This window comes from Enterobacter sp. K510 (assembly GCF_055804875.1).
This window is the reverse complement of the sequence record NZ_JBNRLQ010000011.1, coordinates 34983-57573: the sequence shown is the minus strand read 5'-3', so window position 1 is coordinate 57573 and position 22591 is coordinate 34983. Positions and strand designations below refer to the sequence as shown.

General features: G+C 57.2%; 17 protein-coding genes. 2 read left to right on the top strand and 15 right to left on the bottom strand.

Going from position 1 to position 22591, the window contains the following annotated elements:
* Positions 1–6 precede the first annotated feature (6 nt).
* The 3 genes from cydA to mngA form a co-directional block, all read right to left on the bottom strand.
* Positions 7–1575: a cytochrome ubiquinol oxidase subunit I gene (gene cydA, locus ACQUTD_RS18170; RefSeq protein WP_072567847.1), complete on the bottom strand. Its 1569-nt coding sequence runs from the start codon at positions 1573–1575 to the stop codon at positions 7–9.
* Positions 1576–2166: 591 nt separating this feature from the next.
* Positions 2167–4791 carry a mannosylglycerate hydrolase gene (mngB, locus tag ACQUTD_RS18165; protein ID WP_473276935.1) on the bottom strand — a complete coding sequence of 875 codons (2625 nt, stop codon included), beginning with the start codon at positions 4789–4791 and terminating at the stop codon, positions 2167–2169.
* Positions 4792–4802: 11 nt separating this feature from the next.
* Complete coding sequence (gene mngA / locus ACQUTD_RS18160) at positions 4803–6698, bottom strand: PTS 2-O-a-mannosyl-D-glycerate transporter subunit IIABC (RefSeq protein ID WP_473277009.1); 1896 nt, start codon at positions 6696–6698, stop codon at positions 4803–4805.
* A 190-nt stretch (positions 6699–6888) separates the two neighbouring features.
* Between mngA and ACQUTD_RS18155 the strand changes: the two genes are divergently transcribed.
* Positions 6889–7605 carry a GntR family transcriptional regulator gene (locus tag ACQUTD_RS18155; RefSeq protein WP_473276934.1) on the top strand — a complete coding sequence of 239 codons (717 nt, stop codon included), beginning with the start codon at positions 6889–6891 and terminating at the stop codon, positions 7603–7605.
* A 61-nt stretch (positions 7606–7666) separates the two neighbouring features.
* Here the strand turns inward: ACQUTD_RS18155 and sucD are convergent, their stop codons facing one another.
* The 8 genes from sucD to sdhC all read right to left on the bottom strand — a co-directional run bounded on the left by sucD (position 7667) and on the right by sdhC (position 17404).
* Complete coding sequence (gene sucD, locus ACQUTD_RS18150) at positions 7667–8533, bottom strand: succinate--CoA ligase subunit alpha (protein ID WP_072567843.1); 867 nt, start codon at positions 8531–8533, stop codon at positions 7667–7669.
* Positions 8533–9699 carry an ADP-forming succinate--CoA ligase subunit beta gene (sucC, locus tag ACQUTD_RS18145; protein ID WP_072569416.1) on the bottom strand — a complete coding sequence of 389 codons (1167 nt, stop codon included), beginning with the start codon at positions 9697–9699 and terminating at the stop codon, positions 8533–8535. Before sucC ends, sucD begins: the two co-directional genes overlap by 1 nt.
* A gap of 144 nt (positions 9700–9843) precedes the next feature.
* On the bottom strand, positions 9844–11082 hold the full coding sequence (gene odhB, locus ACQUTD_RS18140) for a 2-oxoglutarate dehydrogenase complex dihydrolipoyllysine-residue succinyltransferase (RefSeq protein ID WP_318373171.1): 1239 nt from the start codon (positions 11080–11082) through the stop codon (positions 9844–9846).
* A 14-nt stretch (positions 11083–11096) separates the two neighbouring features.
* The gene (gene sucA / locus ACQUTD_RS18135) at positions 11097–13904 is read right to left on the bottom strand and encodes a 2-oxoglutarate dehydrogenase E1 component (protein WP_318364607.1); all 2808 of its coding nucleotides are present in this window, start codon (positions 13902–13904) and stop codon (positions 11097–11099) included.
* Positions 13905–14159: 255 nt separating this feature from the next.
* The gene (locus ACQUTD_RS18130) at positions 14160–14876 is read right to left on the bottom strand and encodes a succinate dehydrogenase iron-sulfur subunit (RefSeq protein ID WP_072567840.1); all 717 of its coding nucleotides are present in this window, start codon (positions 14874–14876) and stop codon (positions 14160–14162) included.
* A gap of 16 nt (positions 14877–14892) precedes the next feature.
* Positions 14893–16659 carry a succinate dehydrogenase flavoprotein subunit gene (sdhA, locus tag ACQUTD_RS18125; protein WP_473276932.1) on the bottom strand — a complete coding sequence of 589 codons (1767 nt, stop codon included), beginning with the start codon at positions 16657–16659 and terminating at the stop codon, positions 14893–14895.
* The gene (sdhD, locus tag ACQUTD_RS18120; protein WP_072567838.1) at positions 16659–17006 is read right to left on the bottom strand and encodes a succinate dehydrogenase membrane anchor subunit; all 348 of its coding nucleotides are present in this window, start codon (positions 17004–17006) and stop codon (positions 16659–16661) included. The genes sdhA and sdhD overlap by 1 nt, the downstream gene beginning before the upstream one ends.
* The gene (gene sdhC / locus ACQUTD_RS18115; RefSeq protein WP_072567837.1) at positions 17000–17404 is read right to left on the bottom strand and encodes a succinate dehydrogenase cytochrome b556 subunit; all 405 of its coding nucleotides are present in this window, start codon (positions 17402–17404) and stop codon (positions 17000–17002) included. The genes sdhD and sdhC overlap by 7 nt, the downstream gene beginning before the upstream one ends.
* Positions 17405–18040: 636 nt before the next feature.
* On the opposite strand from sdhC, the gene ACQUTD_RS18110 reads away from it, so the two are divergent.
* On the top strand, positions 18041–19327 hold the full coding sequence (locus tag ACQUTD_RS18110; RefSeq protein WP_072567836.1) for a citrate synthase: 1287 nt from the start codon (positions 18041–18043) through the stop codon (positions 19325–19327).
* Between the two features lie 147 nt (positions 19328–19474).
* Here ACQUTD_RS18110 and nei read toward each other — a convergent pair whose 3' ends face one another.
* The 4 genes from nei to pxpB are packed head-to-tail and all read right to left on the bottom strand — an operon-like array spanning position 19475 to position 22577.
* Positions 19475–20266 carry an endonuclease VIII gene (gene nei, locus ACQUTD_RS18105; protein ID WP_473276931.1) on the bottom strand — a complete coding sequence of 264 codons (792 nt, stop codon included), beginning with the start codon at positions 20264–20266 and terminating at the stop codon, positions 19475–19477.
* Positions 20259–21005 (bottom strand): 5-oxoprolinase subunit PxpA, encoded by a 747-nt coding sequence (gene pxpA / locus ACQUTD_RS18100; RefSeq protein ID WP_473276930.1) that lies wholly within the window; start codon positions 21003–21005, stop codon positions 20259–20261. Before pxpA ends, nei begins: the two co-directional genes overlap by 8 nt.
* Positions 20995–21927, bottom strand: coding sequence for a 5-oxoprolinase subunit PxpC (pxpC, locus tag ACQUTD_RS18095; RefSeq protein ID WP_321987128.1), 933 nt, complete (start codon positions 21925–21927; stop codon positions 20995–20997). Before pxpC ends, pxpA begins: the two co-directional genes overlap by 11 nt.
* Complete coding sequence (gene pxpB, locus ACQUTD_RS18090; protein WP_473276929.1) at positions 21921–22577, bottom strand: 5-oxoprolinase subunit PxpB; 657 nt, start codon at positions 22575–22577, stop codon at positions 21921–21923. The genes pxpC and pxpB overlap by 7 nt, the downstream gene beginning before the upstream one ends.
* Between the last annotated feature and the right edge of the window lie 14 nt (positions 22578–22591).

Sequence of the window (22591 nt, the reverse complement as noted above, 5' to 3'; positions counted from 1 at the left end):
CCTGTCTTAGCGTGCCGGCTGAGAAGCCACGGTAGGCTGCTCGTGATGGTAACGACCTGTTTTCAGACTGCTCGGCCCAAGGCGAGCGAATTTGAACATCAGGAATACTTCCGCCACCATAAACAGCGTGTACAGACCGCAAATCAGGATCATCGAGAACAGCAGATCGCCGATGGTCAGCGAGGAGTTCGCCACGGCAGTCGGCAGCACCTCACCAATCGCCCACGGCTGACGGCCATATTCTGCGACAAACCAGCCTGCTTCGATGGCAATCCACGGCAACGGCATACCGTACAGGGCAGCGCGCAGCAGCCAGGGTTTAGAACCGATACGGTTGCGGCAGACGGTCCAGAAAGAGAAGCCAATGATAAACAGCATCAGAATGCCGCTACCTACCATGATACGGAAGGCGAAATAGAGCGGCGCAACGCGCGGAATAGAATCTTTGGTTGCCTGCTGAATTTGCGCTTCGGTGGCGTCAGTGACGTTCTCGGTATAGCGCTTAAGCAGCATGCCGTAACCCAGGTCTTTCTTCATGCTGTTGAACTGGTCACGAACGTTCTGATCGGTTGAACCCGCACGCAGCTCTTCCAGCAGCTGGTAGGCTTTCATCCCGTTACGGATACGCTCTTCATGCTGCACCATCAGATCTTTCAGGCCGATAACCTGCGTATCAACGGAACGCGTGGCGATAAGGCCCAGCGCATACGGGATCTGGATGGCGTATTTATTTTCCTGGGTTTCCTGATCGGGAATACCAAACAGGGTAAATGCCGCCGGAGCCGGTTGCGTTTCCCACTCGGCTTCAATCGCCGCCAGTTTGGTTTTCTGCACGTCGCCCATTTCGTAACCGGATTCATCACCCAGCACGATCACAGAGAGGATCGCCGCCATACCGAAGCTCGCTGCAATGGCAAAAGAGCGTTTGGCAAAGGCGACATCGCGGCCGCGCAGCAGGTAGTAGGCGCTGATGCCGAGGATGAACATGGCGCCGCAGGTGTAACCCGAGGCTACGGTGTGAACAAATTTCACCTGCGCGACCGGGTTCAGCACCAGCTCGGAGAAGCTCACCATTTCCATACGCATGGTTTCGAAGTTGAAATCCGACGCGATAGGGTTTTGCATCCAGCCGTTAGCAACAAGGATCCACAATGCGGATAAGTTAGAGCCCAGCGCCACCAGCCAGGTAACGGCCATGTGCTGAACTTTACCCAGACGATCCCAACCGAAGAAGAACAGACCTACAAAGGTGGATTCGAGGAAGAAGGCCATCAGACCTTCAATGGCCAGCGGCGCACCGAAGATATCGCCCACATAGTGGGAATAGTAAGACCAGTTAGTCCCGAACTGGAACTCCATGGTCAGGCCGGTTGCCACACCCAGCGCAAAGTTGATACCAAACAACTTGCCCCAGAATTTGGTCATATCTTTATAAATCTGTTTGCCGGAGAGGACGTACACCGTTTCCATGATCGCCAGCAGGAACGCCATACCGAGCGTCAGTGGCACAAAAAGGAAGTGATACATCGCGGTCAAGGCAAACTGTAAGCGCGACAGTTCGACTATATCTAACATCATGACTCCTTGCTCAACGCATGAAGACTTCGGGAGTAAACCCGGCAAACGGATTTACACACATGCCCCATTACAAAAATATCCGCGCTGTTCTTTGTCGCTGTTATTCGAATGAAAGTGACAGGCGCAAAGAAAAGTTAAAGATACGTTAAAAAACACCCTAAATTGATCCCGCAATATATTACGCCGCAAAACCCTTACAATAAACAGGTTTTTATTGATGCTCTTTTGAGTTTTTCGACGGGGATCAATTTATCGGCATTCTACTACTTTTCAACCAATTTGATCGGGAGCAATTTAACGTTTTTTGAAGTCTTTTTCCACGATTTAAATATTGATTTAAATCAATTTTTGGCGCGTTTGTTAACGTTGTGTCACCAATGAATGTATTGGTAAAAACCATGTTAAAATTATGTTTATAAAAGGAGTCAATATTTACCTGATTCCTGCATTTTAATAATAAATTTCGCACAACGTAATTTTTAATTTCACAACGAGGTGTTCGCGCCACGAAAATAATTTCCCGGGGCGCGACTTTTATAAAGGGATGAATGTTAAAAAACCGATAATTAATACGAGATGAGAATGAGCTTATTCAGGAAATGCCACCTCCAGCGTCACGGACTGTCCCGGCGATAAGCGCTGCCATTCCTCTTCACCCCGCTCACGGGGATGCTCATCCATACCGGTTTCGCGCAGGCTAACCGGATCGCTGAAGGCCAGCCGCGTCCCGCAGCGGGTGGTCGCGGACGGGTTAAACAGCCTGATGATTAACCTGTCCCGATCTTCTGCTTTTTTGAGCGCGCTCAGCTGGCAGCTATGCGGCGGCAGAGTCAGCAGGCTGTAATGCGCCGGCGTCACCTGCGGCGAAGGGTTGAGCTTCATCGCGTTCCTCGGGATTTTGTTGTAGCACTGCACCGGCGTCAGCCAGCGGCGCGCCTGCTGCGCCACCCCGGCATCAAGGGGATCGCCGCTGAAGCTCCACAGGCTGAACCGGCTTTGCAGCCGCCCGCGCAGCTGAGAGTCGGGGACCGGCAGCCCAATGCCCGACGGTCTGCCGGGGCGCAGCAGCAGATCGCTTTTGCCAAGCATTCCCACGCCGCGCAGCAGCGTCAGGGCGAAGGTTTTCTCCCCTTCCCCGACAATTTCAAATTCACGCAGCCCTTCGCTGAACAGCGCCAGCCCGTGCTCCGCCTGTTGCAGCACGGTATAGCTGAGCATATTCCACACCGGCACCGGCGCTTCTTTCCATCCCTGCGCCTGCCAGTCCGCCATCGCGCTGTCATTGACCGGGCGTGAAACCGTACCGAACTGCGTATCCGCCAGCACGTGATCGGTGACGAAAGGTGTGGGGATCAGCACCCGCACGCGGTGGTCATCCGCCTGGTTATCCAGCTGTACCTCAATGTCGATACGGCGGCTGTTGTGACTTAACGTGACATGGAATTCCGCCCCGAGCGACCCGCTGGTAAGACGCGCCGCCCGCTCGTCCAGGTTAAGTGGAACCGCCAGCGCGACGCGAATAACCGCCCTGCTCTGCCAGGCCTCGTGGATCACCTCATGGGTATGTGTCGACTGTAAAGAGGTGAGCAGCCACTCTTTGCGCGCCGGGGAGTAGTCATATTCATCGCCGTCGTCAGAACTTTCTTCAAGGGTCAGCACCCGGTCATAAACCTGCCCGTTCGCTTTATCGCGCAGATGCAGCGTGCCATCGTCATTCAGGCTGATTTCCCAGAAGCTGTTTTCCATAAGCGCCGTGCGCGGGGATGCGAGCGGCGCGGCCAGCATGCCGGGCACGTCAGGCTCGATAAACAGCGTGCTGTAGCCCATGGCGGGCAGCGTCTGTATCAGCTGTATGTCAAAGGCCATAAAGGGATCGTAATTGCCATAATGGACGATTTGCCGGTCAATCAGCCCCGGATCGATCTCCCGCTTACCGCGAATAAAATACGCCACCTCACGCCCGTCGACATCCCGCAGGCGGAACTGGCTGGCGCGTAAAATCAGGGTGGTGTTGATCACCTCTTCGCGCGGGTACGGCATCAGGTTGAAGAGCACCAGCTTGTCGCCATCGCCGGGCTGGCCGTCGGCGATTTTGCGCTGGGTGAAGCGCAGCAGATTTTCTGCCATGTCCTCCGCCTGCTGAAAGCGCGCCAGGATTTCGCGATGCACCTTATCGCTGCAACAGCAGCCAATGCTGTCGTGGGCGTGATTTTTTAAAATCGTTTTCCACATCATCTCCAGCAGCCCGTGCGGATACTCAAAGCCCAGCCGCCAGGCGATGGCGCACAGCGGCTCCAGCAGGTTAACGATGCGATTTTCGATACGCGCGTGCGCCAGTTTAATGTCCATGCGCGTCGAACCAATGGTGCGATGCACGCGCATGTATTTGCCGTCGATAAACTCGCCATGCAGTCGCGGCAGCCTCTCCCGTTGCTGTTCGATCAGTTCAAAAACCTCTTCGAAGCGGCTCATCACAAATTCACGCTGCGGCCAGAGCTGGCGCATTTTTTCCATCACGGCAAAAATATTCTGCTGGATGGGCATCTGGTCATGGCCGTTTGGCAGCAGGATCTCCCCGGTCAGCGAGGCCTTTTCCAGTACCGCAAAGTAACTCTCCAGCCGCTCGCGCAGACCCGCTTCGTCTTCCGGCAGATATTTGCCGATCGCATAGCCCAGCGGCAGCACCTGGGCGATGACTTCGCTGCCGTCGCGGCTTTGCCAGATAAATTCGGTTTTATCGGTGCCGTGGCGCTCTGAACAGCCGCGCCAGAACATGGCGCGGGTAATGCCAAAACCGTTATAGATGTGCGGCAGCTGGCCGGACATGCCGAAGGAGTCCGGCAGATAGCCAATTTTCATCGGCTCGCCAAAGGCCCGGCAGTCGCGCATGCCGTACAACAGATTGCGCACAGTCGACTCCCCCGCCACGATACGGGTGTCAGTCTGGGTATACCAGGGGCCGACGATCAATTTTCCCGCCTGGACCTGCGCTTTTATGCGCGGCGCGTTCTGCGGTTTAACGGCGAGATAATCTTCCAGCACCGCCGTTTGCCCGTCGAGCACGTAGTATTTGTACTCTGCATCCTGCTCCAGGCGGGTGAGGATTTCCTCCATATTGTTGACCAGTAAAATGCGCGACTCTTCGCTGGTGAAGTACCATTCACGATCCCAGTGCATATGCGGCGTGATGTGCACGCGCGAAATCTTTTTCATTGTCCTGTCCTTTAATGGCGATCGGTAAGATATGCGCCGCTACGCACCGCGTGAGCACGCCATGCCAGCAAAATAGCGGTGGAAATCGCCGCGCCCAGCAGCGCCGCGGCAAACCAGATGGCGGCGGCGGGCACGCCCCCCAGCCCGTTGTCATGCAGTAAAAACAGCGAGAATATTCCCGCCCCCGGCGTCGACAGCCCGATGCCCGCGCTACCCACCAGCGCCCCTGTCACCAGCGATCCGATCACAAAAGCACCGATCACCCGCAGCGGATCGTCAATCGCCATCGGGATCGCGCCTTCGGTGATCCCCGCCAGCCCCAGCAGCCAGGTGGATTTACCGGTTTCGATTTCAAATGCTCTGAACAGGCGGGGAGCAAGCAGGGTCGAGGCGGTGACGGTAAAAGCCGAAACCATTTTTACCGAGGCGAAAATGGCATAAGGCCCGTAAACGCCGTTCGCCATCGCCCCCAGACAGAAGGCATAGGCGGCTTTATTGACCGGGCCGCCCAGATCAAAGGAGCACATAAAGCCAATGATCGCGCCGAGCAGCAGCGCATTCGCGCCGGACAAACTGTTCAGCCAGACGGTCAGGCTCTGGTTCAGCCAGGCCACCGGCTCGCCGATGACAAACAGCATCAGGCTGCCCGCCCCCAGCGTGCCGAGCACCGGATAGAGATAAAAGGTCAGAAAGCCGTTGTAGTGACTGCCGAGCCGGATATGGGTTTTCACCTGGCGCATCAGATAACCGGCGATAAGCCCGCCCACCACCGCGCCCAGAAAGCCCGCGCCTATCATATTGGCCGCCAGCCCCGCCGCGAAGCCTGGGGTCAGCGCCGGTTTATCCGCCAGCGAATACGCGGTGTAGGCCGCCAGCACCGGCACCATCAGGGTGCCGAGCATGCCGCCCCCCAGTTTGCGGTACAGCCACAGCCAGGAGTTCTCCAGATCAAACAGGTGTTGCAGACCGAAAATCTGCGCCAGCAGCACCGACACCGCCAGCACGGTTCCGCCCGCGACGATGAGCGGCACGGCAAAGGAAATACCGCTCAGCAGCGCCTGCTTCAGCTCGGTTTTAACGCTAAGGGGTGCCGCCGTCCGGGGTTCGGTGCTGGCATCAAGCGCCAGCGCCCGGGTAAGCAGCGCATCGGCCTGTTTAATGGGTTCCGCCACCGGTACCGCCAGCGTCGGGATACCCTGAAAGCGTTCGGCGTCCTTTACCGCCACATCAGCCGCCAGGATACAGGCGCGGGCGGCTTTCAGCTGCTCGCTGGTTAAGCGCCCCTCAATGCCGTTCGCCCCCTGCTTTTCGACATACACCTGAATGCCGCGCCTGCGCCCGGCGTTTTCCAGATATTCCGCCGCCATATAGGTGTGGGCGATGCCCGCCGGACAGGCGGTGACGCAGACCACCGTTGGCGCATCGCGCAGGGTTAGCGGCGTTTTCTCTGCGGGTGCCTCTGCCAGCAGCGCCAGCAGTTCACCGGCGTTGTCTGCCCCCTGCACCTGTTCGCGCAGGGCGTCATCCGCCAGCAGACTGGTCAGCCGGGTCAGCAGTTGCATATGGGTGGTAGCGGCTTCGGCGCAGGGAATGGCAAGCAGAACAATCAGCGTCACCGGTTCCGGGCCATCGATGCCCTCCCACAGCAGCGGCTCGCGCAGGGTGGCGACAGCGAAGGCCGCCTCTACAACCGCGTCGGTTTTGCCGTGCGGCACCGCCAGCCCTTCGCCGAGAGCGGTTGGGCCATCGGCTTCACGATGCAGCACTTCCTTCACAAAATCATTCAGATTGCGCAGTTTGCCCAACTGATGCAGCCGCGCCGCCAGCGCATGAATGGCGTCGTCCCGGCAGGCGAACTGCGTCTGGATCAGGCAGGCGTCCGGGTGAGTTAATGCCGTCAGGTTCATCTCTTCCTCATTGAGTCCTGGGTAAGCCGCCACCATGACGGCTTCAGACGAAGGCATTCTGCGGGATATAACCATACAATTTTGCGATCAAATTCAACTTAATGAATAGTTGTATTGCATTTGTATCATTTACATCCCTGTGACGACGGGCATAATCGACGATATTTGTCTGGTACAACACGAGGCGCTGATGAGCAGACAACCGATGTATCGCCAGATCGCCGGGGCGATCCGTACACAAATCGAAAGCGGCGAACTGAAGCCGGGGGATGCGCTGCCTACCGAGTCGGCGCTACAGGCGCAGTTTAGCGTCAGCCGGGTCACGGTACGCCAGGCGCTGAAACAGCTCACGGAACAGGGAATTATTGAAAGCATTCAGGGCAGCGGCTCCTATGTGAAAGAGGAGCGCGTGAATTACGACATCTATCAGCTGACCAGCTTTTCGGAAAAGCTCGGCGATCGCCATGCCGATACGCACAGCGAAGTGCAGGTGTTCGAAGTGATTAAGACCGATGAAACACTGGCGGCGCGGCTGCATATTACCGTGGGTGATAAAGCCTGGCATGTGAAGCGGGTGCGTTTTATCAGGCAAAAGCCGGTGGCGCTGGAAGAGACCTGGATGCCGCTTGCGCTCTTTCCTGATCTCACCTGGGAGGTGATGGAAAACTCCAAATACCATTTTATCGAGCAGGTGAAAAAGCGGGTTATCGATCGCAGCGAGCAGGAGATCGTGCCGGTGATGCCCGACGAGGAGGCGGTCGCCGCGCTGGGGATTGATCCTGCCAGACCGATCCTTGAGAAGATCTCACGCGGTTTTCTGAAAAGCGGGGAAGTGTTCGAGTACAGCCGCAATCTGTTCAAAAGCGACGACTATAAATTCACGCTGGTGGCAAAACGGCGGCAATAAAAAAGGCCATCTTGCGATGGCCAACCATGTCGAACGTTATTATTGTCTTACTTCAGTAAGATCAGATGATGCTTTTCAGCGCTTCGCCGATGTCTGCCAGGCTGCGTACGGTTTTCACGCCTGCTGCTTCCAGCGCTGCGAATTTCTCATCCGCCGTGCCTTTGCCGCCCGCGATGATCGCGCCTGCGTGGCCCATACGTTTGCCTTTCGGCGCGGTCACGCCTGCGATGTAGCCGACAACCGGTTTGGTGACGTGATCTTTAATGTACGCCGCCGCTTCTTCTTCTGCGCTGCCGCCGATCTCACCGATCATAACGATCGCTTCGGTCTGCGGATCTTCCTGGAACAGCTTCAGGATGTCGATGAAGTTAGAGCCCGGGATCGGATCGCCGCCGATGCCCACACAGGTGGACTGGCCGAAGCCGTAGTCGGTGGTCTGCTTAACCGCTTCATAGGTCAGGGTACCGGAGCGGGAAACGATGCCCACTTTACCCGGCTGGTGAATGTGGCCCGGCATGATGCCGATTTTGCATTCGCCCGGCGTGATCACGCCCGGACAGTTCGGGCCGATCATGCGCACGCCCGCTTCGTCGAGCTTCACTTTCACGGTCAGCATATCCAGCGTCGGGATGCCTTCGGTGATGGTGATGATCAGCTTAATGCCTGCGTCGATAGCTTCCAGAATGGAGTCTTTGCAGAACGGCGCCGGAACGTAGATCACGGTCGCGGTCGCGCCGGTGGCTTCTACTGCTTCGCGCACGGTGTTGAACACCGGCAGGCCGAGGTGCGTGGTACCGCCTTTGCCTGGCGTCACGCCGCCAACCATCTGCGTACCGTAGGCAATCGCCTGCTCAGAGTGGAACGTGCCCTGACTGCCGGTGAAGCCCTGGCAGATCACTTTGGTGTTTTTATCGATCAAAATGGACATTATTTCCCCTCCACTGCGGCAACAACCTGCTGTGCTGCATCCGTCAGACTTTTCGCTGCGATAATATTAAGGCCGCTGTCAGCCAGTTTTTTCGCGCCCAGTTCGGCGTTGTTACCTTCCAGACGAACCACGACCGGCACGTTCACGCCCACTTCTTCAACCGCACCGATGATGCCGTCAGCGATCAGGTCGCAACGTACGATGCCGCCGAAAATGTTAACCAGAACGGCTTTCACTTTGTCGTCAGAGAGGATGATTTTGAACGCTTCGGTTACGCGCTCTTTGGTCGCGCCGCCGCCCACGTCAAGGAAGTTAGCCGGTTCGCCGCCGTGCAGCTTAACGATGTCCATGGTGCCCATTGCCAGGCCCGCACCGTTCACCATGCAGCCGATGTTGCCATCGAGCGCCACATAGTTCAGTTCCCACTGTGCCGCCTGAGATTCACGGGCGTCTTCCTGAGAGTGGTCACGCATTTCACGCAGATCCGGCTGGCGGAACAGCGCGTTGCCGTCAGCGCCCAGTTTGCCGTCGAGGCAAATCAGATCGCCCTGGGTGGTGATCACCAGCGGGTTGATTTCGATCAGCGCCAGATCGCGCTCCAGGAAGATGTTCGCCAGACCCATAAAGATCTTGGTGAACTGCTGAACCTGTTTGCCCTGCAGACCCAGTTTGAACGCCAGTTCGCGTCCCTGGTACGGCATCGGGCCGGCCAGCGGATCCAGCGCCACTTTATGGATCAGGTGCGGGGTTTCTTCCGCCACTTTTTCGATTTCCACGCCGCCTTCAGTAGACGCCATGAACACCACGCGACGGGAGCTGCGATCCACTACCGCGCCGAGATACAGTTCTTTATCGATGTCGGTTGCGGCTTCCACAAGGATCTGGTTAACCGGCTGACCGTGGGCGTCTGTCTGGTAGGTCACCAGACGCTTGCCCAGCCAGTGCTCAGCAAAAGCACGGATCTCTTCTTTGCTCTTCACCACTTTCACACCGCCCGCTTTACCGCGGCCACCGGCGTGAACCTGACATTTTACCACCCACGGACCGGCACCGATTTTAGACGCGGCTTCTTCGGCTTCGCGCGGAGTGTTGCAGGCATAGCCTACCGGCGCGGGCAAACCATAGCGGGCAAAAAGTTGTTTTGCCTGGTATTCATGTAAGTTCATGTGTTCTATCCACTTTTCAGGTAATCGTTTTTTAGATCCGTAGGCCGGATAAGGCGGTAACGCCACCATCCGGCGATGGTGCAACGCCTGATGGCGACGTTGTCACGTCTTATCAGGCCTACGGAGCAGGTGATCTTCTTATTACTACACGTCCAGCAGCAGACGCGTCGGATCTTCCAGCAGCTCTTTAATGGCCACCAGGAAGCTCACCGATTCACGGCCATCGATCAGGCGGTGATCGTACGACAGCGCCAGATACATCATCGGCAGGATCTCAACCTTGCCATCCACCGCCATCGGGCGATCTTTGATGGCATGCATGCCCAGAATGGCGCTTTGCGGCGGGTTGATGATCGGCGTGGACATCAGGGAACCGAACACACCACCGTTGGTGATGGTGAAGTTACCGCCGGTCAGATCTTCAACGGTCAGTTTGCCGTCGCGACCTTTCACCGCCAGATCTTTGATGCGTTTTTCAATGTCGGCCATGCCCAGCGCGTCAACGTCACGCAGTACTGGCGTTACCAGACCACGCGGGGTGGACACCGCCATGCTGACGTCGAAATAGTTGTGGTACACCACATCATCGCCATCAATGGAGGCATTCACTTCCGGGAAGCGTTTCAGGGCTTCCACCACGGCTTTCACGTAGAAGGACATAAAGCCCAGACGGATACCGTGACGTTTTTCGAAGGCGTCACCGTACTGCTTACGCAGATCCATAATCGGCTTCATGTTGACTTCGTTGAACGTGGTCAACATGGCGGTTGAGTTTTTCGCTTCCAGCAGACGCTCGGCCACGCGCTTACGCAGACGGGTCATCGGCACGCGTTTTTCGGAGCGGTTGCCCAGCGCTGGCGCAGACTGGGACGGCGCGCTGGCAGGTGCCGGTGCAGCCGGCGCTTTGTCTTCTTTCGCGGCAGGCGCTTTCGCCAGATGTTTTTCAACATCTTCGCGGGTCAGACGGCCACCCACGCCGGTGCCTTTGATTGCACCCGCTTCAAGGCCATGTTCAGCCAGCAGGCGACGGATCGCCGGGCTTAAGGCCTCGTTATTCTGTTCTTCCAGGGATGCCTGCTGGCGCTGAGCCGGGGTGGACTCATTGCTGTCAGACTTCGCGCTGCTCTCTTTACCTGCGCTGTTGCCTTCGCGCAGACGGCCCAGGATCTGGCGGGAGGTGACGGTTGTCCCCTCTTCTTCCAGCACCGCGTCCAGAATGCCGTCGGCCGACGCCGGTACTTCCAGTACCACTTTGTCAGTTTCGATTTCTACCAGCACTTCATCACGGGTAACCGCATCGCCTGGTTTTTTGTGCCAGGTCGCTACAGTCGCGTCTGCAACGGATTCAGGCAGGTCGGGAACAAGAATATCTACGCTACTCATTATTTATCCTTTAATTAATCGACGTTCAGCGCGTCATTGACCAGATCTTGCTGCTGTTTCTGGTGAACGGACATATACCCTACCGCCGGAGAGGCGGAGGCCGGACGACCGGCATAACGCAGAGCGGACCCAAACGGGATCACTTCGCGGAAATGATGCTGACTGCAATACCATGCGCCCTGGTTCAGCGGCTCTTCCTGGCACCAGACAAAATCATGCACATGGGCATAAGGTTTTAAGGCTTCCTGCACCGCCTGGTGCGGGAACGGATACAACTGTTCGATACGGATGATGACGACGTTTTTCTGGTCGTTCTTACGACGTTGCTCAAGCAGGTCGTAATAAACCTTACCAGAACAGAGCACGACCCGCTTCACGCCCTGCGGATCGATATCGTCGATCTCGCCAATGGCAGGCAGGAAGGTGCCGTTCGCCAGTTCGTCAAGGCTGGATACCGCCAGCGGATGACGCAGCAGCGATTTCGGCGACATGACCACCAGCGGACGGCGCATACCGCGCAGCGCCTGGCGGCGGAGCATGTGGTACACCTGCGCCGGTGTAGACGGTACGCAGACCTGCATGTTTTGTTCTGCACAGAGTTGCAGGTAACGCTCCAGACGGGCGGAAGAGTGCTCCGGACCCTGACCTTCATAGCCGTGCGGCAGCAGCATCACCAGACCGCACATACGGCCCCATTTCTGCTCGCCGGAACTGATGAACTGGTCGATCACCACCTGCGCGCCGTTAGCGAAGTCGCCGAACTGCGCTTCCCAGATGGTCAGGGTACGAGGTTCTGCAGTCGCGTAGCCGTATTCGAACGCCAGCACCGCTTCTTCAGAGAGCACGGAGTCCCAGACGCGGAAAGAGCCCTGTGAATTATGGACATGATGCAGCGGCGTCCAGGTGGAGCCGTTGGTCTGGTTATGGATCACCGCATGACGGTGGAAGAAGGTGCCGCGACCGGCATCTTCGCCGGACAGACGCACCGCGATGCCTTCATCAACCAGGGTCGCGTAAGCGAGGTTTTCCGCCGCGCCCCAGTCAAAAAGCTTCTCGCCTGCCGCCATCGCCAGACGATCGCCGTAAATTTTTGCCACGCGGGACTGCATTTCGATGGCGTCCGGCACCGTACTGATGCGCTTCGCCAGCTCCTGCAGACGTTTCATCTCTACCTTGTTCGGGTAGCTTTCATCCCACTCGTGGTTCAGATACGGCGACCAGGTGAACGAATGCATGTTCATCGGACGGTACTCTTTCACCACGCATTCACCCGCATCGAGCATGTCGCGGTAAAGATTGACCATTTCGGTGGCATCTTCCAGGGTGGCGACCTTTTCCTGCTCCAGCTTGTCGGCGTAGATTTTGCGCGGCGTCGGATGTTTTTTGATTTTCTGGTACATCAGCGGCTGGGTTGCGCTTGGCTCGTCGGCTTCGTTATGGCCGTGACGGCGGTAGCACACCAGGTCGATAAATACGTCGCGCTTAAAGGTGTTACGGAAATCCAGCGCCACACGGGTGACGAAAGCAACGGCTTCCGGATCGTCCGCATTCACGTGGAAAATCGGCGCCTGCACCATTTTACCGATGTCAGTACAGTACGGCGTGGAACGGGCATCCAGCGGGTTAGAGGTGGTGAAGCCCACCTGGTTGTTGATCACGATACGCACGGTACCGCCAACTTCGTAGCCCCGCGCTTTGGACATGTTCAGGGTTTCCTGCACCACGCCCTGGCCGGTTACCGCCGCATCGCCGTGAATGGTGATCGGCAGAACTTTGTTGCTGCTCGGCTCGTCCAGACGATCCAGACGGGCGCGCACAGAGCCCATTACCACCGGGCTGACGATCTCCAGGTGCGACGGGTTGAACGCCAGCGCCAGGTGCACCAGGCCGCCTTCGGTTTCGATATCCGAGGAGAAGCCCATGTGGTATTTCACATCGCCCGTGCCCAGATGTTCTTTATGCTTACCGGCGAATTCGTCAAACAGATCCTGGGATTTTTTGCCCAGCACGTTGATCAGCACGTTTAAACGTCCGCGGTGCGCCATACCCAGCACCACTTCGCGCGTGCCGCTCTTACCGGCATGACGGATCATCTCTTTGAGCATCGGCACCAGCGCGTCGCCGCCTTCCAGCGAGAAGCGTTTCGCGCCAGGGAATTTCGCGCCCAGATAGCGCTCCATCCCTTCCGCCGCCGTCAGTTCGCTGAGGAAGCGTTTTTTCTCTTCGGCGCTGAAAATGCCATGACCCGCTGCCGATTCGATACGCTGCTGGATCCAGCGCTTCTCTTCGGTGCTGGTGATGTGCATGTACTCCGCGCCAATCGAACCGCAATAGGTTTGTTTCAGCGCTTCTAACAGCTCGCCCAGTTTCATGGTGTCTTTGCCGATGGCAAAAGATCCCACGTTGAAACTTTCTTCCAGATCGGCTTCGGTCAGGTCGTGATAATCAAGGGAGAGATCGGCCACGCGCTCTTGTTTCCACAGTCCCAGCGGATCGAGATTCGCATGCTGGTGGCCGCGGAAGCGGTAGGCGTTGATCAATTGCAGGACTTTAACCTGCTTCACGTTGGTGTCAGGGTCAGAAACTGAAGAGGTATAACGTGAGGCATCCTTCGCGAGACGACGGAAATAATCACGTGTTTTGGAATGGAATTGGTCCGGTTTGATACCGGTCACCGGTAGCTGCTGGAACATAGAGCGCCAGTTTTCATCTACCGAATCAGGATCGGTTAAGAAGTCTTCATAGAGCTGTTCTATCCAGCTCTGGTTGGAGCCAGAGAGGTAAGAAGAGTCCAGCCAGGCTTTCATTGCGCCGTTCTGCATCGTGATCCCTTAAGCATTGGTATGCTTATTCGCCGTGGATAACTACACCGTACACCGCCAGGCGCACGTACCAGGGTTCACTTGCGAGCTCTTTTCACTGAGTTGGCCCGCGAAGGAACCTTTAAAAACTGTCTCTCTGTCAGGGCAGTTTTTAGAGGTTTCCTGCATTTTCACTCGGTTTGCCCGGTGGCACTGCGTTTACCGGGCCTACTAAACTGTAGGCCGGATAAGCGCAGCGCCATCCGGCAATCTTACTTATGCACTACGTTGCAGCAGCATCGACTTAATATGGCCGATGGCGCGCGTCGGGTTCAGCCCCTTCGGACACACACTGACGCAGTTCATGATGCTATGGCAGCGGAATACGCTGAAAGCATCGCTCAGCCCTTCGAGGCGCTGATCGGTTTCGGTATCGCGACTGTCGATCAGGAAGCGATAGGCAGCCAGCAGACCCGCCGGGCCGATGAACTTGTCCGGGTTCCACCAGAATGACGGACAGGATGTGGAACAGCATGCACAGAGAATACACTCGTACAGCCCATCCAGTTTTTCACGCTGCTCTGGCGACTGAAGATGCTCGCGAGCTGGCGGATTATGTCCATTATTCAACAAGTAAGGCTTAATCTTCTCATATTGGGCATAGAATTGCCCCATGTCCACCACCAGATCGCGGACGACCGGCAAACCGGGCAGCGGGCGGATGACAATTTTCTTCGTGCCGTTACCCAAAGCCGAAATCGGCGTGATGCAGGCGAGGCCATTCTTGCCGTTCATGTTCAGGCCGTCGGAACCGCACACGCCTTCACGGCAGGAGCGACGAAACGCCAGCGTCGGATCTTTTTCTTTCAGCTGCATCAGCGCATCAAGCAGCATCATGTCGCGGCCTTCTTCGCCTTCCAGGGTGTAATCCTGCATACGCGGCGCGTCGTCGACATCAGGGTTATAGCGATAAATCGAAAATTCGAGTTTCATTTATCCTGTCTCCGCATTAATAGGTACGAATCTTCGGCGGGAATGCCGGACGCAGTTTCGGTTCCATATTGACGCTACGGCGCGTCATGGATTCCGATTCAGGCAGATACAGGGAGTGGCACAGCCAGTTTTCGTCGTCACGATCCGGGAAGTCAAAGCGGCTGTGCGCTCCACGGCTTTCGGTACGGAAGTTCGCCGATACCGCCGTGGCGTAAGCCGTTTCCATCAGGTTATCCAGTTCAAGGCACTCGACGCGCTGGGTGTTGAAGTCGCTGGAGGTATCGTCCAGACGCGCGGTTTTCAGACGCTCGCGGATCTCTTTCAGCTGCTCCAGCCCTTTCGCCATCGCATCCCCTTCACGGAATACCGAGAAGTTATGCTGCATACATTCCTGCAACGCTTTACGAATGGTCACCGGATCTTCACCGCTGCGGGTGTTGTTCCAGCGATTCACGCGCGTCAGGGAAGCTTCAATATCAGAATCACTGGCATCGCGCAGTGCGCCCTGCTCAGCGATAGACTCCTGTAAGTGCAGGCCGGCCGCGCGACCAAATACCACCAGGTCCAGCAACGAGTTGCCGCCCAGACGGTTAGCGCCGTGTACCGATACGCAGGCGATTTCGCCTACCGCGAACAGGCCCGGGATCACCACGTCTTCGCCCTGGGCGTTAACGGTCAGCGCCTGGCCGGTCACTTTGGTCGGAATACCGCCCATCATATAGTGACAGGTCGGGATCACCGGGATCGGCTCTTTCACCGGATCGACGTGCGCAAAGGTGCGGGAAAGTTCCAGAATGCCCGGCAGACGGGATTCCAGCACTTCTTTACCCAGGTGGTCGAGCTTCAGTTTCGCGTGCGGACCCCACGGACCGTCGCAGCCGCGACCTTCACGGATTTCGATCATGATGGAACGCGCCACCACGTCACGACCCGCCAGGTCTTTGGCGTTCGGCGCATAACGCTCCATAAAGCGCTCGCCGTGTTTGTTCAGCAGATAACCACCTTCACCACGGCAGCCTTCTGTCACCAGAACGCCTGCACCGGCGATGCCGGTCGGGTGGAACTGCCACATTTCCATATCCTGCACCGGCACGCCAGCGCGCAGCGCCATGCCAACTCCGTCGCCGGTATTGATGTGAGCGTTAGTGGTGGACTGGTAAATACGGCCTGCGCCGCCGGTCGCCAGCACGGTAGCGCGAGCTTTGAAGTACACCACTTCGCCGGTTTCGATGCACAGCGCAGTACAACCTACCACCGCGCCATCCTGGTTTTTCACCAGGTCAAGGGCATACCATTCGGAAAAAATGGTGGTGTGGTTTTTCAGGTTCTGCTGATAAAGGGTATGCAACAGCGCGTGGCCGGTACGGTCAGCCGCTGCGGCGGTACGTGCCGCCTGCTCGCCGCCGAAGTTTTTCGACTGGCCGCCAAACGGACGCTGATAAATGGAGCCGTTTTCCAGACGGGAGAACGGCAGACCCATATGTTCCAGCTCCAGAATCGCTTCCGGGCCGGTTTTACACATATATTCAATGGCGTCCTGGTCACCGATATAGTCGGAACCTTTCACCGTGTCATACATGTGCCATTCCCAGTTATCTTCATGGGTGTTACCCAGCGCAACGGTAATACCGCCCTGCGCAGATACGGTGTGGGAACGGGTCGGGAATACTTTGGAGAGCAGCGCACAGGTCTGGCCGCTCTGGGAAATTTGCAGCGCCGCGCGCATACCTGCGCCGCCGGCACCAATGACGACTGCATCAAACTCTCTGACTGGTAAATTCATCACACACCCCACACCACAACAAATCCATAAATAACGTAAACCAGCAGCGCAACCACAATGGCGAGTTGCAGACCAAGACGCAGGCCCGTTGATTTAACGTAGTCGGTCAGCACCTGCCACATGCCAATCCAGGCATGAATTAACGTGGAGAACAGCGCCAGCAGGGTGAAGACTTTGGTAAAGGCGGATGAGAAGAAACCCGTCCAGACGTCATAAGTGATCTCGCCGGAAATGGCGAAAAAACCGACCATATAGATGATGTAAAGCGTCAGAACGAGGGCGGTAGCACGAACCAGAATGAAGTCATGTACGCCGTTGCGTCCGAATGCGGAGGCGTTGCTTACCATACGAGGACTCCTGCGAGAATTGAAAGCACGACAGTAATACCAATAGCGACCCAGGCAGAGCGTTTCCCGGCTTCGAAGGTCTCTTCAAGATAGCCCACATCCATCAATGCATGACGAATACCACCGACGGCGTGATACGCCAGCGCGGTGAGAATGCCCCACATGATGAATTTAGCGAAGAAGCCGTCCATGATGGCGGCGGCTGACTGGAAGCCTTCTTGAGAGGAGAGCGACAGGCCCAGCAACCACAGCAGGATCCCGACCGCCACAAAAGTGATGACGCCAGAAACACGGTGCAGAATGGACGCTATAGCCGTAACAGGAAACCGGATCGTTGTCAGATCCAGATTGACAGGTCTTTGTTTTTTGACATTTTTTATCATGAATAACGCCCACATGCTGTTCTTATAGTTCCTTTCCTCCGGTCTGCAGGCGGGTCAGACAGCGTCCTTTCAATAACCGCACGTTATGCAAATAACATCGCTTCCAGATGCTCAACGACACGTTACAACGCTGGGTGGCTCGGGACGGCAGAGGATTCCGGAGACCTGGCGGCAGTATAGGATGTTCACAAAATCATTACAATTAACCTACATATAGTTTGTCGGGTTTTATGCGGAACAGTGACCGTCATCACGATAACAACATATTTTTAATTTTTAACCATGGGATTTGACAATAGTTAAACATTATTGTTACAAACGACAGCCGAAAAGGCATATAATTCGTAAAAGTTATGGGGTCTCTCTTTCACCTGAGATTTAGTTATGTAAGAGTGAGAAGGATTGACCGACGTTATCAGTACAGTTATTAGTGATAGACAGATTTGACAAATTCGGACTGCTAAGACCCTGATTTGCTGTTGTTTCACTGGTTTTTCAATGTTTGCCTGCCAGCGCCCATCGCTCTGTACCCTGGTACCACCTCTCTGCAGAGTGTCGTGCCAAATAACAAATTGGTAACATTGATTTTCGCTATGAATGCAAATCCGGCTTCTGTGCAGTCTTAAGCATAAGGCGCTAAGGAGACCGTAAATGGCTGATAAGAAAGCAACCATCACTTACAATAGTGAAGATGCTATTGAACTGGATGTGCTAAAAGGCACGCTCGGTCAGGATGTTATTGATATTCGTAGTCTGGGTTCGAAAGGGGTATTTACTTTTGACCCTGGTTTCACCTCTACCGCATCTTGCGAATCCAAAATCACCTTTATCGACGGTGACGAAGGTATCCTGCTCCATCGCGGTTTCCCGATTGATCAGTTAGCCACTGAATCCAACTATCTGGAAGTGTGCTACATCCTGCTGTACGGTGAAAAACCGAGCCAGGAAGAGTATGACGATTTCCGCACCATCGTCACCCGTCACACTATGATCCACGAGCAGATCACCCGACTGTTCCACGGTTTCCGTCGTGATTCACACCCGATGGCCGTGCTGTGCGGCGTGACCGGCGCGCTGGCGGCTTTCTATCATGACTCGCTGGACGTCAACAATCCGCGCCACCGTGACATCGCTGCATTCCGTCTGCTGTCCAAAATGCCGACGGTCGCCGCTATGTGTTACAAATATTCTATCGGCCAGCCGTTTGTTTATCCGCGTAACGATCTCTCCTATGCCGGTAACTTCCTGCATATGATGTTCTCCACGCCGTGCGAGCCGTACGAAGTGAACCCGGTGCTGGAACGCGCTATGGATCGTATCCTCGTGCTGCACGCGGATCATGAGCAGAACGCTTCCACTTCTACCGTACGTACCGCAGGCTCCTCCGGCGCGAACCCGTTTGCCTGTATCGCGGCAGGTATCGCTTCCCTGTGGGGACCGGCACACGGCGGCGCGAACGAAGCTGCGCTGAAAATGCTGGAAGAGATCAGCACCGTTGAGCACATTCCGGAATTCGTGCGTCGCGCCAAAGACAAGAACGATTCGTTCCGTCTGATGGGCTTCGGGCATCGTGTTTACAAAAACTACGATCCGCGCGCCACCGTAATGCGTGAAACCTGCCACGAAGTGCTGAAAGAGCTGGGCACCAAAGATGATCTGCTGGAAGTGGCGATGGAGCTGGAACACATCGCGCTGAACGACCCGTACTTCATCGAGCGTAAACTCTATCCGAACGTGGATTTCTACTCCGGTATCATCCTGAAAGCGATGGGTATTCCGTCTTCCATGTTTACGGTGATCTTCGCGATGGCCCGTACCGTTGGCTGGATCGCTCACTGGAACGAAATGCACGACGACGGCATCAAGATCGCCCGTCCGCGCCAGCTGTACACCGGTTACGAGCAGCGTGATTTCAAATCGGAACTGACGAACCGCTAAGGTTTGTGGCGCCCGGCGGCGCTTCGCTTGCCGGGCCTACGAATTCAGCCAGTAACCACAGGCCGGGTAAGGCGCAGCCGCCACCCGGCATTGCGGAAAAACGTAGACGTAGGCCGGGTAAGCGTCAGCGCCACCCGGCTTTTCACATCAAACCTGACACCCCGGACACCAGTAAAACGGCCGCGACGACAGCGTGGTTTTCTCAATGATCCCCCCGCACCGCTCACATTTCTTCCCGGCCCGATGAAACACCTTAAAGCGAAACAGCGCCCCGTGATGTTTATTTTCTTTAGCCTTGCCGCGCGTCTGGTACGAGAGCCTGGGAATATCCAGCAGCGCCTGCGCCAGCACGTCCAGCTGCGCGTCACTTAATTGCGCCGCTTTATGCGTTGGCGCAAGCCCGCTGTGCCAGAGGATCTCCACCCGCAGATAATTTCCCAGCCCGGCGAGAAACGCCTGGTCCAGCAGCAGACCGGAAAACTGTCGGCGGCAGAATTTCGGCGAGCACAGCCGCGCTTTCACCTCCTCCGCCGTCAGGCTCATGTCCAGCACGTCAGGGCCGACGCGCTGTAAAAACGGATGGCTTGCCAGCTGCTCCGGGGTCAGCATCTCAATGTCCGAGGCGCTGTAGAGCAGGATCGCGCGCTCAGCGGTCTGCAACTTCACCCGCAGAATGCGCGTCGTCTGCGGCGTTTCCCCCGCTTTTACCACGCGCCAGACGCCGTACAGCTGATTGTGACTGTACAGCGTCAGGCCGCCGGAAAAATGCGTCAGCAGCGCTTTGCCGCGCGTCTCCATATGGGTCACATGCTGGCCGATAAGATCAGCGGCGTAGGGTTGCAGACGATCAAAGGCGAACCAGGCATCGGTCAGCGGTTGCCCGCCGATAGCTGCTTCAAGGGTATCCGCCGCCCGGCGGATCTCCGGACCTTCAGGCATGATGCACCGCCGAAATGGTAATGTTTTGCGCCTCAAACGCCTGCCGCAGGCGGCGCGCAAAGGCCAGCGCATGATCGCCGTCGCCATGCAGACAGACGGTTTGCGCGTTCACCTTCACCCAATTGCCGCGAATGCTTTTCACCCGGCCCTGCTGGATCATGGTCAGCGTCTGCGCCAGCGCCTGCTCTTCATCGCTGATGAGCGCGCCGGGCTGCGAGCGCGGCACCAGAGTGCCGTCGTCCTGATATCCCCGGTCGGCAAAGACTTCTTCGCGCGTTGGCAGGCCATAGTGCCTGCCCGCGTCGATGAGCTTGCTGCCCGCCAGCCCCACCAGAATGAGCGTCGGATCCAGATCGTGCACCGCGCGGGCGATGGCATCCGCCAGCACCGCGTCCTGCGCCGCCTGGTTATAGAGCATGCCGTGGGGTTTGACGTGCTGCACCTGCCCGCCCTGCGCCCTGGCAATGGCCGCCAGCGCGCCGATCTGATACAGCGTCTGCGCATAAACGGTGTCCGCAGGCAGCGTCATCGCCGTGCGGCCAAAGTTTTCCCGATCCGGGAAGGAGGGGTGCGCGCCAATGGCGACGCCGTTTTTCAGCGCTTCCCGTACCGCGTCCTGCATCATCTGCGCGTTACCGGCGTGAAAACCGCAGGCGATGTTGGCAGAAGAAACCAGTTGCAGCAGCGCGGCGTCACAGCCCGCGCCCTCCCCCAGATCGGCATTAAGATCAACGATCACCGCGCACTCCGTAAGCCAGCTGGTCAAGGAACAGCCGCTGCTCGCGTCGCGCCTTCAGCGCTTCTTCTAACGTGCAGGGCACAAAATGGATCGGATCGCCGAGGCGGATCTGCGCCAGATGATACATATCCGCTTCGATCACACAGCCGATACGCGGATAGCCGCCGGTGGTCTGGGCGTCGTTCATCAGCACAATCGGCTGACCGTTATGCGGCACCTGAATGACGCCGGGGATCAGCCCGTGGGACAGCAGCTCGCGGGTGTCGGTGCGGGTCAGCTGCGCCCCCTGTAAACGATAGCCCATGCGGTTACTCTGCGGGCTTAACTGCCAGGGTAAGCGCCAGAACGCCTCAAGGGAGTTTTTATCGAAGGAGTGATATTCCGGCCCCGGCAGCACGCGGATGCGGTTGCCCCAGAGTAACTGTTTGACGCCCTGCGGACCGCTGAACTGCCGCGACGCGGGCAGCACCGGCAGCACGTCGCCCTCTTTCAGCAACCGGCCCTGAAAGCCGCCGGTGCCGGTTTTTAAATCGGTACTGCGCGATCCCATCACTTCCGGAACATCGATCCCGCCCGCCACGGCCAGATAACTGCGCATACCACGCTGCGGGCTTTTCAGGGTCAAACGCTGCCCTGCGCTCATCGCCTGACGCCAGCCGGTCCACACCGCTTTGCCGTCAAGCTGCGCGTCGCAGCCTGCGCCGGTCAGCGCAAACCAGCCGTCGTGGGTGAATTCAATTTCGCACTGGCCGAGCGTAATTTCCAGCGCGGCGGCGTCGGCCTCGTTGCCCACCAGCGCATTGGCGATTTCCAGCGCCGGGCCGTCCATCGCGCCGCTATAGCTGATGCCGGACTGGCGCAGCCCTTTGCGTTTTCCGGCCTGTACGGAGGTATACATCCCCGCGCGAATAATCTTCAGCATATGCCCTCCTTTTGCGGCACAAAACGCACGGTGTCGCCGGGGCGCAGCAGAACAGGTTCAGCGCTGTGCGGATCAAAGAGCGCCAGCGGCGTGCGGCCAATCAGCTGCCAGCCGCCGGGCGTCGGCAGCGGATAGATGCCGGTCTGCTCGCCGCCGATGCCCACCGATCCGGCAGGCACGCTAAGACGCGGCTCCGCATGGCGCGGGGTCGCTAACTGTGCGGGCAGGCTGCCAAGATAGGGAAAGCCCGGCTGAAAACCGAGAAACCAGACCTGGTAATCCACCGACGCGTGCAGCTCCACCACCTGTTTTTCGCTCAGGCCGCAGTGGCTGGCGACGTGCGGCAGATCGGGACCGTCCGCTTTGCCGTAGATCACCGGGATTTCAATCAAGCGCGGATCCGGCTCCAGCGCCTCGCTCTCCTCCCACCAGCGCTGTAAACGCTCAATGGCATCCAGCGCGTTTCCCTGGGGATCGCGCAATACCACGGTGACATTATTCATACCGGGAATGACATCCACCACATCGGGGATGGTCATCGCCCGCTGAACCAGTCGCCAGATCCGCTTCTGGCTGGCCAGCGTGACCGGCGGCTCAAGTTCAAGCACGACAGCCGTTTCACCTAACAGATAACAACGCGCTCGCTGCACTTTCGCTCCTCGCA

What these genes read in the sequence shown, in the direction of transcription:
- cydA (WP_072567847.1), bottom strand. Translation starts at nt 1,575, where the DNA reads ATGTTAGATATAGTCGAACTGTCGCGCTTACAGTTTGCCTTGACCGCG.
- pxpC (WP_321987128.1), bottom strand. Translation starts at nt 21,927, where the DNA reads ATGCTGAAGATTATTCGCGCGGGGATGTATACCTCCGTACAGGCCGGA.
- sucA (WP_318364607.1), bottom strand. Translation starts at nt 13,904, where the DNA reads ATGCAGAACGGCGCAATGAAAGCCTGGCTGGACTCTTCTTACCTCTCT.
- sucD (WP_072567843.1), bottom strand. Translation starts at nt 8,533, where the DNA reads ATGTCCATTTTGATCGATAAAAACACCAAAGTGATCTGCCAGGGCTTC.
- sdhA (WP_473276932.1), bottom strand. Translation starts at nt 16,659, where the DNA reads ATGAATTTACCAGTCAGAGAGTTTGATGCAGTCGTCATTGGTGCCGGC.
- sdhD (WP_072567838.1), bottom strand. Translation starts at nt 17,006, where the DNA reads ATGGTAAGCAACGCCTCCGCATTCGGACGCAACGGCGTACATGACTTC.
- ACQUTD_RS18130 (WP_072567840.1), bottom strand. Translation starts at nt 14,876, where the DNA reads ATGAAACTCGAATTTTCGATTTATCGCTATAACCCTGATGTCGACGAC.
- nei (WP_473276931.1), bottom strand. Translation starts at nt 20,266, where the DNA reads ATGCCTGAAGGTCCGGAGATCCGCCGGGCGGCGGATACCCTTGAAGCA.
- sucC (WP_072569416.1), bottom strand. Translation starts at nt 9,699, where the DNA reads ATGAACTTACATGAATACCAGGCAAAACAACTTTTTGCCCGCTATGGT.
- odhB (WP_318373171.1), bottom strand. Translation starts at nt 11,082, where the DNA reads ATGAGTAGCGTAGATATTCTTGTTCCCGACCTGCCTGAATCCGTTGCA.
- ACQUTD_RS18155 (WP_473276934.1), top strand. Translation starts at nt 6,889, where the DNA reads ATGAGCAGACAACCGATGTATCGCCAGATCGCCGGGGCGATCCGTACA.
- mngB (WP_473276935.1), bottom strand. Translation starts at nt 4,791, where the DNA reads ATGAAAAAGATTTCGCGCGTGCACATCACGCCGCATATGCACTGGGAT.
- mngA (WP_473277009.1), bottom strand. Translation starts at nt 6,698, where the DNA reads ATGAACCTGACGGCATTAACTCACCCGGACGCCTGCCTGATCCAGACG.
- sdhC (WP_072567837.1), bottom strand. Translation starts at nt 17,404, where the DNA reads ATGTGGGCGTTATTCATGATAAAAAATGTCAAAAAACAAAGACCTGTC.
- ACQUTD_RS18110 (WP_072567836.1), top strand. Translation starts at nt 18,041, where the DNA reads ATGGCTGATAAGAAAGCAACCATCACTTACAATAGTGAAGATGCTATT.